The sequence below is a fragment of the Burkholderia sp. WP42 genome, from assembly GCF_000745665.1.
Taxonomy (GTDB): Bacteria; Pseudomonadota; Gammaproteobacteria; order Burkholderiales; family Burkholderiaceae; genus Burkholderia; species Burkholderia vietnamiensis.
Window position 1 is genome coordinate 1 of the sequence record NZ_JQJT01000006.1, and the last position, 15,657, is coordinate 15,657.

At 65.2% G+C, this 15,657-nt stretch carries 17 protein-coding genes; 10 read left to right on the top strand and 7 right to left on the bottom strand.

What is annotated here, in order from left to right; all coding sequences use genetic code 11:
• The 4 genes from EX20_RS02230 to EX20_RS02245 form a co-directional block, all read left to right on the top strand.
• Window positions 1–396 (top strand): integrase core domain-containing protein (locus EX20_RS02230; RefSeq protein ID WP_034192580.1); only part of this gene is annotated, 396 nt, incomplete at its 5' end.
• 66 nt (window positions 397–462) lie between these two features.
• The gene (locus EX20_RS30115) at window positions 463–1,761 is read left to right on the top strand and encodes a dsDNA nuclease domain-containing protein (protein WP_072465381.1); all 1,299 of its coding nucleotides are present in this window, start codon (window positions 463–465) and stop codon (window positions 1,759–1,761) included.
• Window positions 1,751–2,305 (top strand): hypothetical protein, encoded by a 555-nt coding sequence (locus EX20_RS02240; RefSeq protein ID WP_034192582.1) that lies wholly within the window; start codon window positions 1,751–1,753, stop codon window positions 2,303–2,305. Before EX20_RS30115 ends, EX20_RS02240 begins: the two co-directional genes overlap by 11 nt.
• Complete coding sequence (locus tag EX20_RS02245) at window positions 2,302–4,257, top strand: hypothetical protein (RefSeq protein ID WP_034192583.1); 1,956 nt, start codon at window positions 2,302–2,304, stop codon at window positions 4,255–4,257. Before EX20_RS02240 ends, EX20_RS02245 begins: the two co-directional genes overlap by 4 nt.
• 146 nt (window positions 4,258–4,403) lie before the next feature.
• Here the strand turns inward: EX20_RS02245 and eco are convergent, their stop codons facing one another.
• Window positions 4,404–4,904, bottom strand: coding sequence for a serine protease inhibitor ecotin (gene eco, locus EX20_RS02250; RefSeq protein WP_034192584.1), 501 nt, complete (start codon window positions 4,902–4,904; stop codon window positions 4,404–4,406).
• Between the two features lie 143 nt (window positions 4,905–5,047).
• Between eco and EX20_RS02255 the strand changes: the two genes are divergently transcribed.
• Window positions 5,048–5,377: a hypothetical protein gene (locus EX20_RS02255; protein WP_011885670.1), complete on the top strand. Its 330-nt coding sequence runs from the start codon at window positions 5,048–5,050 to the stop codon at window positions 5,375–5,377.
• Between the two features lie 172 nt (window positions 5,378–5,549).
• On the opposite strand, the gene EX20_RS02260 is transcribed toward EX20_RS02255, so the two are convergent.
• Entirely contained in the window at window positions 5,550–5,936 is a 387-nt protein-coding gene (locus EX20_RS02260) for a hypothetical protein (RefSeq protein ID WP_034192585.1), read from the bottom strand.
• Window positions 5,937–6,054: 118 nt separating this feature from the next.
• On the opposite strand from EX20_RS02260, the gene EX20_RS02265 reads away from it, so the two are divergent.
• A complete protein-coding gene (locus EX20_RS02265; protein WP_014723435.1) occupies window positions 6,055–6,435 on the top strand; it encodes a DUF5594 family protein in 381 nt (126 codons plus the stop codon).
• A gap of 185 nt (window positions 6,436–6,620) precedes the next feature.
• The gene (locus EX20_RS02270; RefSeq protein ID WP_034192586.1) at window positions 6,621–7,988 is read left to right on the top strand and encodes an MFS transporter; all 1,368 of its coding nucleotides are present in this window, start codon (window positions 6,621–6,623) and stop codon (window positions 7,986–7,988) included.
• 25 nt (window positions 7,989–8,013) lie between these two features.
• On the opposite strand, the gene EX20_RS02275 is transcribed toward EX20_RS02270, so the two are convergent.
• The 3 genes from EX20_RS02275 to EX20_RS30120 form a co-directional block, all read right to left on the bottom strand.
• Complete coding sequence (locus EX20_RS02275; protein ID WP_034192587.1) at window positions 8,014–8,592, bottom strand: AAA family ATPase; 579 nt, start codon at window positions 8,590–8,592, stop codon at window positions 8,014–8,016.
• Window positions 8,585–10,006, bottom strand: coding sequence for an alpha,alpha-trehalose-phosphate synthase (UDP-forming) (gene otsA / locus EX20_RS02280; RefSeq protein ID WP_014723438.1), 1,422 nt, complete (start codon window positions 10,004–10,006; stop codon window positions 8,585–8,587). The genes EX20_RS02275 and otsA overlap by 8 nt, the downstream gene beginning before the upstream one ends.
• A gap of 135 nt (window positions 10,007–10,141) precedes the next feature.
• Entirely contained in the window at window positions 10,142–10,336 is a 195-nt protein-coding gene (locus EX20_RS30120) for a hypothetical protein (RefSeq protein ID WP_072465380.1), read from the bottom strand.
• Window positions 10,337–10,584: 248 nt separating this feature from the next.
• Between EX20_RS30120 and EX20_RS02285 the strand changes: the two genes are divergently transcribed.
• Window positions 10,585–11,175: a hypothetical protein gene (locus EX20_RS02285; protein ID WP_011885676.1), complete on the top strand. Its 591-nt coding sequence runs from the start codon at window positions 10,585–10,587 to the stop codon at window positions 11,173–11,175.
• On the top strand, window positions 11,172–11,669 hold the full coding sequence (locus EX20_RS02290) for a hypothetical protein (protein ID WP_011885677.1): 498 nt from the start codon (window positions 11,172–11,174) through the stop codon (window positions 11,667–11,669). Before EX20_RS02285 ends, EX20_RS02290 begins: the two co-directional genes overlap by 4 nt.
• A 70-nt stretch (window positions 11,670–11,739) precedes the next feature.
• Here EX20_RS02290 and EX20_RS02295 read toward each other — a convergent pair whose 3' ends face one another.
• Window positions 11,740–13,086, bottom strand: a complete 1,347-nt coding sequence (locus EX20_RS02295) for an ABC transporter ATP-binding protein (protein WP_014723441.1) — start codon at window positions 13,084–13,086, stop codon at window positions 11,740–11,742.
• Between the two features lie 22 nt (window positions 13,087–13,108).
• Window positions 13,109–14,866, bottom strand: coding sequence for an ABC transporter permease (locus EX20_RS02300; protein WP_034192588.1), 1,758 nt, complete (start codon window positions 14,864–14,866; stop codon window positions 13,109–13,111).
• A gap of 504 nt (window positions 14,867–15,370) precedes the next feature.
• On the opposite strand from EX20_RS02300, the gene EX20_RS02305 reads away from it, so the two are divergent.
• Window positions 15,371–15,637 (top strand): double-stranded DNA-specific endonuclease, encoded by a 267-nt coding sequence (locus EX20_RS02305; protein ID WP_011885680.1) that lies wholly within the window; start codon window positions 15,371–15,373, stop codon window positions 15,635–15,637.
• Window positions 15,638–15,657 lie beyond the last annotated feature (20 nt).

Here is a 15,657-nt window from a genome sequence, read left to right on the forward strand (position 1 = left end):
TTCGTTCTGGATGCGCTCGAACAGGCGCTGTACGCGCGCCAACCGGGCGACGATGGGACCTTGATACACCACTCCGATAGGGGGGCTCAATACGTCAGCATTCGGTATAGCGAACGTTTGGCCGAGGCGGGTATCGAGCCGTCCGTCGGCAGCCGTGGCGACAGCTACGATAACGCGCTGGCTGAAACGATCAACGGTCTCTACAAGACGGAACTGATTCATCGGCGCGCTCCTTGGAAAACGAGGGAATCCGTCGAACTGGCAACGCTGGAATGGGTCGCCTGGTACAACCATCATCGGCTGATGGAACCGCTCGGCTATATCCCGCCCGCCGAGGCTGAGGCAAACTACTACAGGCAACTCAGAAATGCTGCTGAAGTGCCTGCATTAACTTAAACCAACCGGCCTCCACGATTCCCGGTGCGGTTCAGAGAGCTTGGGACCAAACTCTGAGGTGTTCAGATGAGCTGGGAGAAAAATGAACAAATACCGCTCGGATTGCCAGAGCAGGTCAATGGACTTGCGACTGCGCCCTCGGACCGGGGCGACGAAACGCAGGAGCGATTTCGCTATCAATGGGCCATTGGCGTGTCGCTACTCGCGCAAAGCCTCACGGGCGAACGTGCGATCCGTGCTCTGTGGTGCGAGCATCATGAAGACTACCTGCTGGAGTTGCCGACCGGACGCTACATCGCAGTCCAGGTCAAGACGGATAGCCGCGAAAATGCGCACTGGCGTTGGAGCGACGATGCGCTAGTCAACTCCGTTGCACGATTCTGTGCTTTCGAGAAAATGCATGGAGCCGAGATCGACAACTACGAATTTGTCTCGAATGCAGCGCCCTATGTGCCGGCGGCGACTGCCAAAAGACCAGACTCACTTGCGGCAAGCCCTGGCCGCCTCATTCAGTGCTGTTCCCGGGCGTCGACCCATTCTGAATTAGAAGAACCGTACATCGCGGCCTTCTCTGCACTTGTCGCGAAGACCGGCGGTGATGCGGCCGCACTGTTCCAAGTCCTGCGGAAGCTCAAATTCGCGCTGGGGCCAGTCCTGCGCGGGTATGACGACACGTTAGCCGCTTCGATCGTTCCAAAGCTACCTGGCTGCGCGGGTCTAACAATGATCTCGTGTTGCCGGCTAAGGGACGAACTGATAGGACTCGTTCAAGCCGCTTGTAGGTTGCGATTCGACTGGATAGACGGCGCTATTGCTTACCTCGCTACAAACGGCCGGCCCGAAGCTGCTATTCGAGGCAAATGCATAACTCCTGAGGCGGCAGCCGAATTGATGATTCGAGTACGGCAGCCAACCTTCCGGTTTGTGAGCAGTGGCGCAGGCATCGATATCGGTGCCACGGTTGGTCGAACGGAAGTGCTCAACAGAAAAATGCGCAATGCCTATTTAGGCAGTCAATTCGAGCCATTACGCATGCGCATGGATGCCGCGGACCAACGCTTGATGGAGCGGGCCTTGTTGGAGCCCGATGGCTTTGATGCCATCGCCAACCAGCTTGTCAGTACCGTACTTGTCGAATGCAAAGATGTCGAGGCAATGACCTTCGACCATGCAGACGAGAAAACGCGTGGACTCGCGATTTACAAGCAAATCTTGCAGCGTATGGAAACCCTTGCGAAAGAGGAACCCGAGCGCGTGTGCCGCGAGCCCAAAGACACGCTGATGGGCATCGCCGGAATGCTTTCGGGCGAATGCAAGTTTGCATGGGGCTCCCCTCTCGAAGAGGAGGCCCCAGATGGCACTTGAACTCGCCCGCGCCCTTGCCGCAAGCGAGCGAGACGACAACCTCCACATGGCTCGCCTGCTGCTGTTGATGGCCTCGCACGCGGGCGACAAAGCTCGGCCCGTCGAGGGGCTAACGAAGCTCGCGAAGCTCGACTTCCTACTGCGCTACCCCAATTGCCTAGAGCGCGCGCTGACGTCCGCCGGAAAGAACCCCGCGAAGGCTGAGGTAGCCGATTTCGAACGAACGACTATCGAAAGCAAGATGGTTCGGTTCCGATACGGCCCATGGGATCACAGATATCGCAGATGGGTCGCGTTGATGGCGGCCCGGGGGCTCGTAGCAGTAGAGGTCAAAGGCAGGACCGTTCATCTTTGGCTTACGCCAGAAGGGCAAGCCGTGGCCACAGCTCTCGCTGACCAACAGCCGCTCGGGGATCTTGCCACCCGGGCGAAACTTGTAACGACGAACTTCGGCAGTCGAAGCGGGACAAATTTGAAAAACTTCATCTATGCCACCTTCCCTGAACTGACCGACATGAAGTGGGGAGAGGAAATCGCTATATGAAACTATCATTAAAGACACTGCATCTTTCCCTCCATAAATCGGTAGAGAGAATCGATCTACCGAAAATCGTCTATTTCTTCGGCCCAATCGGGTCCGGTAAATCTAGCATTGGTCGCCTCATCGACTTTTGCCTTGGCGGCAATCACGCCTGGACGCCTGCCCTGCAAGCGGAAATGGTCTCAGCGGGTTTGGAAATGTCGGTCTGCGATGTCCCGGTGACATTGCATCGTGACAGGGATTCCAATCAGGTGATGGTGTCGTGGCAAGAAGCCGATGAAACACTTCAGGTTTTGATTCCAGCACGAACAGGGACGAACGAAGTTCTGCCGAGCTCCGGGGTCACGATATTGTCGGACCTGCTATTTCACCTTGCAAAAGAGGAGCCGCCGTACGTGCGCCGGCGGAAGGGAACACCGGAAGAGCGGCTTGAGCGTTTGAGCTTTCGGGACTTATTTCGCTTTTGCTACCTCGACCAAGAGGGGATGGACAACGACCTGTTCAGACTAGACTCAGACAACTACGCGATTCGTGCAAAAAGCGTCGATGCGTTGCGATATGTGCTCGGCTATCGCACAGAACAGGTAGCCGAATTAGAGTCGCGCCTTCAGGACGTCCGCGAGCGGCGCTTAGCGCTGTCGTCCGGCGCGCAGGCGCTCGCAAAAGCATTGATGGATGCCGGTCTCGACGACATCACAACCTATGATGCGAAGCTTGAGTCGATCAAGGCCGAGATCGACCGTGCGCGCGCCGCCGCGCGAGCCGCCAGAGAGCAACGTTCGCCGGCCCCGCACGCCGCCGAGGAACTACGGGATCACGCGCGGCGCCTTGCACAAGAACAGATTGCACTGGAGCAAGCCTCTTCCGATATCGATCTCCGTATTAGAGAGCTTGAGCGTCACGCCAACGAACTGCAGATGCTTTCCGTTCGTTTTCAACGAACGGCGTCTGCGCGGATGGTACTTGGGGGCGTTGATTTTTCCTCGTGCCCGCGATGCACGCAAGTCCTTCCGAGCCGTGAACCCGGCCTCTGTTCAGTTTGCGGACAACGGGAGCACATCACCGAAGCAGCGGGTTCGCTCCGCGAGTCAGTCATCGACGAAGACCTCCGCGCTCGTCAAACCGAACTGAAGGAAACGCTATTGCGTATGCACGCGCAAAAGCGAGCTGTTCAGCTCCGTGCTGCCGAGATAGCGGCGGAGCGCAGCGCAGCGGATCGTTCGCTGGAAATCAGGCTCAAAGAATACGATTCGGCCTTCCTCTCTCAAGCATTGCAGCATGAGCGCAATATCGCGACCTTGGAGCAGCGACTTGATGCAATGTTGAAATATCGAAAGCTGCCGGACGTGCTGCAAGAGCAACGGGCCCAGGCGGAGTCATTGAAGATTGACGAAGCTGCGCTACGGGTCGAACTTGAGTCCGCAAAGAAGTCAGCTTTTAACGATAGAAAGAACATTGCGTTGCTGAGCGAATTGTTCCTTGACTGCTTGGTACGGGCCAAGTTTCCCGATGTCAGGGCTGACTACCGAGTGGAGATCGACCCTGCGACGTTCTACCCGCGTATTCCTTTAGGTCCGGGCGAAGCGCTCGTGGTGCTTTCCTTCGACAACGCGGGAAGCGGCGGGATGAAGGCGTTATTTAAGACCTGCTACGCCCTTGCGTTGCATCGACTCTGCGCCCGAATAGGGGACGCCAGGTTGCCGCCTGTGCTCCTGATCGATACGCCGACAAAAAACGTTAGCTCGGTCGAGAACCCCGAAGTCATTGCAGCATTCTTCCGATTGGTCTACGAGCTTGCCGCCGGGGAGTTGGCCCAAACGCAGATCGTCATCATTGACAACGAATTTAACGCCGTGCCTGACGACGTCAACCTTCAGATAAGCAGTCGGCACCTCATCAATGGTGACCCTAACAACCCGCCACTAATTCCCTATCTGGTCGGAGACTTTTCGTAGCGCCGCGCATGTGGACAGCGCAATCTCGACCGTGCCGCGTTAATCGCGTCCACATAGGGGTATCTATCACGGGGGCTTCGCGCGAACGCCGACTGCGAACGCAGGCGCAAGCCCATGCCGGCACGGCGCAAGCCGCGCCCGCTACGTTATTGCATCCCCGCCTGCCCCACATCCTTCGCCGCATGCCAGACGCGATACCGCACCTCAAACCCTTCCGGCACATACACGACCAACGGCAACCGGCTGTTGTACCGCAGCAGCTGACCATCGCCGCGCACCTGCACGAAGCGTTGCTGCGGCGCTTGAGCGGGGCATGCCATCAGCGTCGACGCCGGCCCCTTCACGTCGGTGAGCCGATAGTAGGTATAGCCCCAGCCCTTCACGTCCTCGGCGGTAAGCTCGCCGCCGAACCACTGCTGGTTGCAGTCGGTCGGCAGTGTCTTGCCGATCATCAACTCGACGCGCGCGTCGGCCTCGTTGTCGAGCGCGGGCAGCGCGATCACCGCGCGCTGCTGGCCGGCGGCCGGTTGCGGGAACATCTTGATCGACTCGGCCGACACGGCAGGCGCCGATGCCGGCCCCGCCGCCCACGCACCGGCGGTCGTCACGCAAAAGGCGGCCAAAGCGGCCCGGATCGCGTATTTCATCGATGTGCTCCTGTCTGACGAATAGGCTCCCGATGCTAACACTTTCACCTCAAGACCTTACGGCACCGTAATTTCGCGACACAATTGCAAACAGCCGCCGATCTCCGCCCGCGGTATTCATAGCGGAACCAACGGAGATCATCATGCTGAAGCTCATTGCCACCGCCAGCGTCGCCACGCTGCTCGCCGGTTGCGTCGTCGCCCCGGACGCCGGATACAGCTACGGGCAGCCGTACTATTCCGATCCCGGCTATGCCTACGGGCCGGCCTACGGCGCCGCGCCGGTCTACGGCACCGTCAATATCTGGGGCGGCGGCGGCGACTGGGATCGCGGACACCGCGACAACCGCCACTGGGACCGCGACCGTGGCGGCTGGGGCAACCGTGGCGGCTGGGGCCGCGGCGGCGGACGCCGGGGCGACTGGAACGACGGCGGACGCGGTCCGGGCGACGGCGGCGGCCACCGCCACTGATCGTCGCGCCGCGCAATTGCAACCGTTTGTATCCTCACACCGGCCGCCCGCGCTCCTCCGGCCCCCCATCAAATGACGAAAGGCCCTCGCATCGTGCGAGGGCCTTTCGCCTTCCGTGACGTGATGCTGCACGCGGCGCCCCGCTCGGCGCCGCGTGCAGCGGTGAAATCGCTCACCATCCGCCCGGCTGCGCATACCCGCCCGACACCGGCGCGCCGCACACATACGCGCGCTGATACCGGTCGTAGCAATAGTTCGGTCCGTCGTCCTGATACTGCGCCTGCTGATAGGCCGGATAAGCGGGCTGCTGATACGCCGGCGCCTGATAGTAGGTCGGCGGCTGGTAAGCCGGCGCCTGATACGCGACGGGCGGATTCATCGCCGACGTCACGATCGCCCCGAGCACCGCGCCGCCGATCAACGCGCCGATCACTGCACCGCCGTCGCGGCCGTGCGCGGAGGCCGGCCCCGCCGCGACGAGCGAACCGGCGAGCACACATACTGCGGCAATCTTCTTCATGATGGACTCCCACGCGAAGTGGTACTGAATGCGATGCATTGTGGCTGCGCCCGCCCGTAATAGATGCAGCAAGTGGTAACGCGCGATTACCGGGCACGCGCCCAGCGAAACGCTGCGCTGCCGTGCTACGATTTTCGGCATACAGGAGACGCCCCGCATGCAGCCCGAAACCGCCCGCCGTTTCGATACCGAATTCGCGCCGCGCATCGCGCACGCGATCGCCGCTTTCTTCGCCGAACACGTGCACGCCGACGTCGTCCCGTATGGCGGCCACGGCCAACCGACCCGCGTACACATCAGCAGCGCACCGCACGAGCACGTCAGCGGCTTCGCCTATCCGCTGAACCTCGAACTGACCTGGGACACCGACGAAATCGAACGGCTGATGGAGCCCGACGGCGCGGCGCGCTTCGAACATTACCTGAGCGCGCTGCCGAAGAAGCTGAATGCCTGGGAAAGCGCACGCGACATCGATCTCGCGTCGCGCACGCAGGCGGAACCGCTGGTACGGCTCGGCGGGCTCGACTTCGAAGGCTGAGTGCGCGCGCCGGCAAGCGGCTCGGTACGCCGGCGTCGCGCAACGCGGCCCGGTGATACACTCGACCGGCCCCGCTTCGGCGCCGTCGTGCCGGCCGGGTCATTCCCCATCGCCAGCGCCCGCGAGCATGGTTGCGCACGCAACCGGCGCCCGGGCGCGCGGACAACCACGCTTTCGCTCCCGACATGAACGCCGATACCGGCCTGCCGCTTCCGCAACGCTACTGGGCGATCGTCTGCGTCGCACTGGGCATCACGCTCGCCGTGCTCGACGGCGCGATCGCGAACGTCGCGCTGCCGACGATCGCGCGCGACCTGCACGCCTCCGACGCCGCATCGATCTGGATCGTCAACGCCTATCAGCTCGCCGTCACGATCACGCTGCTGCCGCTCGCATCGCTCGGCGAGCGCATCGGCTATCGCCGCGTCTACATCTCCGGGCTGGCGGTTTTCACCGCGGCGTCGCTCGGCTGCGCGCTGTCCGGCTCGCTGCCGACGCTCGCCGTGATGCGCGTGATCCAGGGCTTCGGCGCGGCCGGCATCATGAGCGTGAACGCGGCGCTCGTGCGGATGATCTACCCGTCGTCGATGCTCGGACGCGGGCTCTCGATCAACGCGATGGTGGTCGCGCTGTCGTCGGCGATCGGGCCGACGGTCGCCTCCGCAATCCTGTCGTTCGCGTCGTGGCCGTGGCTGTTCGCGGTCAACGTGCCGATCGGCATCGCGGCAGTGTTCGGCAGCGTGCGCGCGCTGCCGGCGAACCCGCTGCACGACGCACCGTACGACTTCGCGAGCGCGCTGATGAACGCGTGCGTGTTCGGGCTGCTGATCATGGCCGTCGACGGGCTCGGCCACGGCGAAAGCCGCGCATACGTCGCGGCCGAACTCGCGGTCGCGCTCGGCATCGGCTACTTCTTCGTGAAGCGCCAGTTGTCGCAGCCGGCGCCGCTGCTGCCGGTCGACCTGATGCGCATTCCGATGTTCGCGCTGTCGATCGGCACGTCGGTCGCATCCTTCACGTCGCAGATGCTCGCGTTCGTCGCGCTGCCATTCTGGCTGCAGCATTCGCTCGGCTTCTCGCAGGTCGAAACCGGGTTGTACATGACGCCGTGGCCGCTCGTGATCGTGTTCGCCGCGCCGCTCGCGGGCGTGCTGTCCGATCGCTACTCGGCCGGCATCCTCGGCGGCATCGGGCTCGCGCTGTTCGCGGCCGGCCTGCTGTCGCTGGCGACGATCGGCGCGCATCCTGGCACCGTCGACATCGTGTGGCGGATGGCGCTGTGCGGCGCGGGCTTCGGGCTGTTCCAGTCGCCGAACAATCGCGCGATGCTGTCGTCGGCGCCGCGCGAGCGCAGCGGCGGCGCAGGCGGGATGCTCAGTACCGCACGGCTGACCGGCCAGACGCTCGGCGCCGCGCTGGTCGCATTGATTTTCGGCGTGGCGCCGCAGCACGGGCCGACCATCGCGCTCTATGCCGCGGCGGCCTTCGCAGCCGTCGCCTCGGTGGTCAGCACGCTACGCATCGCGTCGCCGCGGGCCGATACCGCGGCGTGACGCCGCCGCTCGCCGCTCGCGCCGCTCACGCGGCGTCGAGCGCGTCCATCACGAACCGCACGCGCGCCTTCACGCTCGCGCGCGGCAGCTCGATCGGCCGATAGCCATACGCCGTATAGCACGCAACCATCACGTCGAAGGTACGCACGGCCTCGTCGAAATCCTGCCGCCGTTCGGCGTCCTGCGTGTAGATCTCGCGCCACGGCGGCGCGACGAACACGCGCCGGTGATAGCGAAACCGCCGCGCCGCGGCCTCCGCGTGCGCGGGCACCTCGAGGCCCGTCAGCCGCAGGTAGCCGAGCACGTCCGGCACGCCGCGATCGAAGAACACCGGCCCGCGTGCGCGTCGCGCCAGCTCGTACGAACGCAGTTCCCAGTTCAGCATCAACTCGGCGAACGCGGCGCGGTCGCGCCACGGCAGCGCCGGGCCGTCGATCGCCATCTGGTCGCGAATCACGCCGCGCCCGGCCTCGTGCGAGCGCGCGAAGCCGCTGCGCTCCAGCGCATCGAGCAAGGTCGTCTTGCCGGAGCCCGGGCCGCCCGTGACGACGAAGAAGCGCGCGCACGCCTGGTCGAGGCTTTCGCCGTCGACGCGCTCAAACATGCGCGGTCCGCCGGCCCGCGCGCTGGGTGACCGAGGCGGCGGCGGCGACGCTGCGCAGATCGGCGACGAACGTGTCGCGCCACACCGACAGGTCGTTGTTGCGCAACTGGGCGAGGTTCTCCTCATGGCGCGCCTGCCGCTCGGCGAGCGGCATCGCCAGCGCGCGGGCGAGCGCATCGGCCATCTGCGCGTGGTCGTACGGATTGACGAGCAGCGCGCCGCCCAGCTCGGCGGCCGCGCCGGCGAATTCCGACAGCACGAGTACGCCGGGATCGGCCGGGTCCTGCGATGCGACGTATTCCTTCGCGACCAGATTCATCCCGTCGCGCAGCGGCGTCACGTAGCCGACCTGCGACATCCGGAAGAACGCCATCAGCAGATTGCGTTCGTACTTGCGGTTCAGATACTGGATCGGCGTCCAGTCGAGTTGCGCGAAGCGGCCGTTGATGCGGCCGGCCTCGCGTTCGAGCGTCTCGCGAATGCGCTGGTAGGTCTGCACGTCCGAGCGCGTCGGCGGCGCGATCTGCACGAACGACACACGCCCTTGCCAGTCCGGCGCGCCGGCGAGCATACGCTCGAACGACTGGAAACGTTCGACCAGCCCCTTCGAATAGTCGAGACGGTCGACGCTCATCACGAGCTTGCGGCCGCCGAGCGCGTCGCGCAGCATCTTCACCGGCTTGCGCCCGCCGTACTGGACGGCCGCCTCGGCAATCGCGTCCGGATACACGCCGATCGGATAGGCCGCGACCTTCACGACCCGGCCGTGCGCATGCAGCATCCCGTCGTCGCTCGCCGTGCCGATCCCGCGCCGCTCGATGTAGTCGGTGAACGCGCGCTTGTCGGCGTCGGTCTGGAACCCCGCGATGTCGTACGCGCACATGAACTTCACGAGCTCGTCGTGCGGCGGCACGACGCGCAGCATGTCGGGCGACGGAAACGGGATGTGCAGGAAGAAGCCGATCGGGTTCTTCACGCCGAGCTCGCGCAGGCAATGCGCGAACGGCAGCAGATGATAGTCGTGCACCCAGATCAGATCGTCGGGCCGCAACAGCGCGGCGAGTTGCCGGGCGAGCATCGCGTTCACGCGCAGATAGCCCGCGTACTCCTGCCGGTCGAAGCGCGCGAGATCGCTTCGGTAGTGGAATACCGGCCACAGCGTCGCGTTCGAGAAGCCGCGATAGTACTGATCGTAGTCGCGCCGGGTGAGGCCGAGCGTCGCATACGTGACGTTGCCGTCGCGCCGCACCGCGGGCGCGGCGTCGGGCGTCCCGACGATCTCGCCGTTCCAGCCGAACCACACGCCGCCGGTTTGCTTCAGCGCGTCCATCACGCCGACCGCCAGGCCGCCGGCGCTCGGGCGCGTGTCCTCGCCGGCGGCGACACGGTTCGATACCACGATCAATCTGCTCATGCGACTTCCCTCCTCGATTCGATAGGTCGCCGCGCAGCGCAAGCCGCGGCGGACGCGGGCCGCCCGCAGGCGGACGCGCGGCGATTCAGTTGCGGGAAATGCCGGGAACTACGGCAGTGGAATGCGCCGACGAAATCAAGCGTCCTGCTCGTGGCCGAGGTCGCGCTGATAGTCGAGCCCTTCCGGGCGGGCGCCGCCCTGGTTGTGATCGCCGTCGGTGGGTGCATCGTCGGGCGCGCCGGCCGGCGGCGCCGCTGGCCCGTCCGGCGGCGGCGGGGGCTCGGCGCCCGTATCGGACGACCGAGGTGAAAACCGTTTCGAACGGTGCATGGCTGGGTGTCTCATGGTCGGCGCGGCTCGAAGCCGTCGTTGAAACATTCCACAGACAATGAGTCTAGGTCGCTTCATTGCGAGCGAAGGTAACAATTACCTTCAATTTGTAACGATTCGACCCTGCGCCGGCGGCCTGTCCGACAATAGCGCCGCGCGTCCGCGCGCGAGCCGTCGCACGGCGATTTGTCAAAGCTTTGCAGTTTTCGTATGACAATTGCGAAACAATGATGCGGCACGGGACGCGCATGCGGCGCCGCCCATCCAGACAGGACTTGCACTCAGGGATGAAGATTCGTTTCGAACCGCGGCGCCCGGTCATGCCGGCGCGCGTCGCACTGGCCGCGCTCGCCGCGGCCGCACTACTGTCCGGCTGCAACTCGCTGTACAGCGAGGGCGCGACGGCCAGCGCCGGTATCGCGGGCGCCGCAATCGCGTCCAAGGTCACCAACAACGCGGCCGTCGCGACGGGCATCGGCCTCGGCGCCGTGGCCGGCGCGCGTGCGGGCGTGCAGTACACGCAGCGCGTCGCGCACCGCTACACGCAGGAGCAGATCGCGAAGGCTGCCGGCCCGCTCGAGGTCGGCGGCGTCGCGCCATGGTCGACGCACCATTCGTTTCCGATCGAAGACGACGAACAAGGCCGCGTGACGGTCAGCCGGATGATCAGCGTCGGCCCGCTCGACTGCAAGGAGATCGTGTTCGCCGTCGACACGCCGGCCAAGGCCGACAAGACTGCGCAATCGGCGTTCTACGTCGCCACGATCTGCCGCGACGGGCCGGTGTGGAAATGGGCGTCGGCGGAGCCCGCCACCGGACGCTGGGGCGCGCTGCAATGAGCGTCCCGATCCGTATCGCGGCGCTCGGCCTGCTGTGCGCGGCGGCGAGCGCGGCGTTGTCGGGCTGCGGCTCGGTCGGCGCGGCGAGCGGCGCGCTCGCCGGTGCGGCCACGGGCCTCGTGACCGCGAACCCGGCCGTCGGCATCGGTGTCGGCATCGCGGTGCAGGCGGCGACCGACGAAGCCGTCAATCGCACGATGAAACAGCTTCACCAGAACCAGCAGGACGCGATCGCGAACGCGGCCGGCAGCCTGGCCGTCGGCGAAGCGAAGCCGTGGAAGGTCAGCAACACGCTGCCGCTCGAGAACGGCGAAGGCGAAGTGCGCGTGACGCGCGCCTATTCGACGGCGCTCGCGCTGTGCAAGGAGTTCGCGTTCTCGGTGAAGGATGGCGACAAGGCCGACTGGTATTTCGCGAACGCGTGCCAGCAAGGCAAGCAATGGAAATGGGCGTCGGCCGAACCGGCCGTGGACCGCTGGGGCGCGCTGCAGTGATGTTGCGCGGCGCGGCGGTCGGACGCCGCCGCGCTGCGGTGTGCCGGGCCGCGCGGCCCGGCCTGGCGAATCAGGACTCGACGTCCTCGAGACTGAAGATTTCGGTCTGGTCGTTGTACGAGAAGATCTCGCCGTAACGCCCCCAGTCGATCACCGCGTCGAGCGTTTCCTCGGCCGCGCCGTCGGACAGGAAATCCTCCAGCTCCTGCTCGAAGCGCACGCGCGGCGCGCGATGGCCCGGGCGCTCGTTCAGCACCTTCTTGATCCGCGCGGCGAGCGGCACGTGCTTGAGCAAATGATCGGCGAACATCAGCTTGCGTTCCTGCGTGCCGAACTCGGCGAACACGCGGCCCGGCGGCGTCAGGAACACGTCGCCTTCGCGCACGTCGGCAAAGCCCAGGTACTGCAGCACTTCGGCGATCGGGAACAGATCGTCGACCTCCAGATGCAGCGTGCGCGCGATTTCGGGCATGTCGGCGCGGCCGTGGTACGGCGCCATCGCCAGCGTTTCGATCAGACCGGCCATCAGGTTGGTCGACACCTGCGGCAGCCAGCTGCCGAGCTCGAGCCCCTTCTTGGTCGCCTCGCCGGTCTGGCGCGCGGTCATCTTCGCGTAGATGTCGTCGACCAGCTTGCGGAACGCCGGGTCCAGCCGGTTGCGCGGATGCTTGAACGGCACCTTGATCTCCGCGATCACGCGCCCCGGATTCGACGACAGTACCAGAATCCGGTCGCACATGAACACCGCTTCCTCGATGTTGTGCGTGACGATCAGCACCGACTTGATCGGCATGCGGCCTTGCGTCCACAGGTCCAGCAGGTCGGTACGCAGCGTCTCGGCGGTCAGCACGTCGAGCGCGGAGAACGGCTCGTCCATCAGCAGGATGGTCGGATCGACGACGAGCGCGCGCGCGAAGCCCACACGCTGACGCATGCCGCCCGACAGCTCGCGCGGGTACGCGTTCTCGAAGCCGTCCAGGCCGATCAGGTCGATCGCGGCCAGCGCGCGCTCGCGGCGCTCGCGCGCGCCCACGCCGAGCGCTTCGAGGCCGGCTTCGACGTTCTGCAGCACGGTGAGCCACGGGAACAGCGCGAAGGTCTGGAACACCATCGCGACGCCCTCGGCCGGTCCGGTCAGCGGCTTGCCGAGATAGGTCACTTCGCCGCCGGTCGGCTCGATCAGCCCGGCGATGATCCGCAGCAACGTGGACTTGCCCGAGCCCGAACGGCCGAGCAGCCCGACGATTTCGCCTTCGCGCAGCGACAGGTTCGCGTCGTCGAGCACGAGCAATTCGCCCTGCGTCTTGTTGAAGCCGCGGCTCACGTGGTCGACGCGCAGGATTTCGGCGCCGGGCCGCGGCGGCTGAAGCGGCTGGGACGTCTGGACGGGGGCGTTTACAGCATTCGGATTGTGCATCGCGTTTCGCTCTCAATCGGTCTCAGTCGAGCCGCAGCTTCGCTTCGGCAAAGGCATACAGCGGGCGCCACAGCAGGCGGTTGAACAGGGTAACGAACAGGGACATCACGGCGATACCCAGGATGATCTTCGGAAAGTCGCCCGCGGCGGTGGTCTGCGCGATGTACGCGCCGAGGCCGTGCGCCTCGATCCTCGTCGTGCCCCACTGCACCGCTTCGGACACGATGCTCGCGTTCCACGCGCCGCCCGAGGCCGTGATCGCGCCCGTCACGTAGTACGGGAAGATGCCGGGCAGAATGGCCTGGCGCCACCACTGCCAGCCGCGGATGCGGAAATTCGTCGCGGCTTCGCGATAGTCGTTCGGATAGGACGTCGCGCCCGCGATCACGTTGAACAGGATATACCACTGCGTGCCGAGCACGATCAGCGGCGACAGCCAGATGTCGGGGTTCAGGTGAAAGCGCGCGATCACGATCACGAACACCGGGAACAGCAGGTTGGCCGGGAACGCGGCGAGGAATTGCGCGAGCGGCTGCAGCTTCTCGGCGAGCTTCGGGCGCAGCCCGACCAGCACGCCGATCGGCACCCACACCACCGACGCGATCGAGATCAGCACGACCACCCGCAGCAGCGTGATGAGCCCGAGCACGATCACGTGGCCGACCTCGGCCAGCGTGACGCCGGTCGCCACGAAGCTGACGACGCGCCACACGATGTACACGGTGGCGAGCACCACGAGCACGGCCCACGCGATGTCGACGGTGCGCGACGCCTTCTTCTCGACTTTCGGCAGCGAGAAGCGCATCGCGCCGGACACCGGCAGGCGCAGCGGAATCCGCGCGGCCTTCGCGAAGAACCAGCCGGCCGGCACCAGCAGCTGGTGGATCAGACGCGTGCGGCGCACGAGGTCGAGCAGCCAGGATTGCGGCGCGTCGCCCGACGCGGTGTTCTCCATCCGGAACTTGTCGGCCCACGCGATCAGCGGCCGGAACAGCAACTGGTCGTAAGCGAGGATCACGACGGTCATCGTCAGGATCACCCAGCCGATCGCGCCGAGGTTCTTGTCCGAGATCGCCTGCGCGAGATACGCGCCGATACCGGGCAGCGTGATCGTCTGGTTGCCGACGGTGATCGCCTCCGACGCGACGACGAAGAACCAGCCGCCCGACATCGACATCATCATGTTCCAGATCAGCCCCGGCATCGAGAACGGCACCTCGAGCTTCCAGAAGCGCTGCCACGACGTCAGATGGAAGCCGCGCGAGACTTCGTCGAGGTCGCGCGGCACGGTGCGCAGCGACTGATAGAAGCTGAACGTCATGTTCCACGCCTGGCTCGTGAAGATCGCGAAGATCGCGGCGAGCTCCGCGCCGAGCACGCGGCTCGGGAACAGCGCGAGGAAGAACGTGACCGTAAACGAGATGAAGCCGAGCACCGGCACCGACTGCAGGATGTCGAGGATCGGAATCAGCACCATGCCCGCGCGCCGGCTCTTCGCGGCCAGCGTGCCGTAGATGAGCGTGAACGCGAGCGACGCGACCATCGCGGCGAGCATCCGCAGCGTGGTGCGCAACGCGTATTCGGGCAGGTTCGACGGGTCGAGCGAGATCTTCTGCGTCTGCAGCGTCGCGATCGGCGCCATCGTTTCGTGGAAGCCGACGACCGCCATCGCGATCAGACAGATGATCAGCGGGAACGCGATGAAGTCCCATCGGTTCGGCAAGACGCGCCACGCGGACGCGTTGGCGGTCCGGTTCGGATTGAAGAATCCGACGTCCATCAGGCGCCCTCCCCGGTAAGGCCGAACGAAGCCGGCAGACGATGTTGATTCATGGCAAAGCGCACGGGCGCGGTAATTCGACGCGGTAATTCGATTGATTCACGATCTCACGCCGGCGCGATGCGCCGTGCGTGCACGCTGCGCCCCGGCGGAGCCGAGTCGGGCCGCGACGGCACGACACTACACCAACCTGTATTTCAGGTACAACCGTGCGGGAGCGGCACGGCGCCGCGCGGGCAGCGCACGGTGCGTGCCCGGCGCGCACGCGGCGCCGTATGCGGCGGCCCCGCGGCGCGAGGCAGCGCGGCCGCAGTCTTTCAGCCAGCATGCAGGCCCGAATTATGCCGTGATCCGGGCCGGGCGGGAACCCGCCCGCCGCACTCGGCCGCAAACAGCGTCGGGCGTCACGGGCGATCGCGACGAAGCGGGTATGATCGGGGCTGGCCCCCGGGCGTCGGTCGACCGACCGCTGCCGGGGATCGACCGACCAGCGGGAGGAAGGGAATGGCAGGAAACTTGGTGATCGTCTGCCGCGATCAGGACGCCGATGCGTTCTACGAGCTGATGCAGGAATACGGGTCGTTCCAGACCCGGCTGTCGTCGACGGCGTGGTACCTGAACATGAACGTCGTGCCGGAATCGCTGCAGGAGGAAATCCTGGAGCGCCTCGGCCGCTATACGACCGTCTATATCTTCGAGGCCACGAGCGTGACCTACAACACGATCGACAGCAACGCCGCCGAAACGCTCGGCTCACTGTTCGGCGAATGATGCCGCGCGGCGCCTGCCGG